The following is a 675-nucleotide window of genomic DNA, read 5'->3' as shown; positions in this document are numbered from 1 at the left end:
TTATACTACCACATTCAATTTTTAGATACAAAACAGATTTACTTGAAAAAGCTGTTGCGATAGACCCTTCTTCTATTATGCTTTCAAGAGAATTGGCTTGTAAGACTATTACAGATTTGAAAATAAGGAACCCTCTTTTATTTGTTCCAAATAGTCTAGAAGAAAAGTAAGCTATATTACAGGAATTGCTATCTCTTGCATCGAGAATGAATGGTGAAGGAGTTTGGTTAAACGGTTTGGTAAAAGAATTATCTAACTCCTGGAGTTCAATGCATGAGTTATTATCTGTTAGGGGGGCGCTTGCCACGTTTAATGTGGGATTAGGACCATTTATAAGTAATATGATTAAAAACATATCTGGTAAAGATTATTTTATTGAGATTATGCAAGCATCCAATTCAATTGAATGGGCAGCTGCAACTGGGGCAGTATTATGTCCAACAGGTCCGTTAACGTTTAATGAAGAGAATTTGGCATATTTATATTCAGGTGTAAAACAAGACTGGGAACTAGAGATTGAAACTACTCCTAATATTGCGACAGGGAAATTACTAACAATTGCCCAGCATGTGCCTGTGATTGATTTAGCTCAAACGTTTACAGGTAATGAAGTAAGAAGGTTTAGAGCATTGATAGGTAATCTAACGCATAACAAAACAGCACAAGAGATTGATG

The 675-nt window shown here is 35.1% G+C and carries 1 protein-coding gene; it reads left to right on the top strand.

Annotated features, from left to right (window positions below; all coding sequences use genetic code 11):
- Positions 1-206: 206 nt before the first annotated feature.
- Positions 207-675, top strand: a 469-nt coding sequence (locus tag KVT37_RS31730; protein WP_217578953.1) for a hypothetical protein, incomplete at its 3' end; no start/stop codon positions are given.

Source organism: Mesorhizobium sp. GbtcB19, assembly GCF_019091085.1.
Lineage (GTDB): Bacteria > Pseudomonadota > Alphaproteobacteria > Rhizobiales > Rhizobiaceae > Mesorhizobium.
Note: the sequence above shows the minus strand (reverse complement) of the source record. Positions and strands in the feature narration are given on the sequence as shown.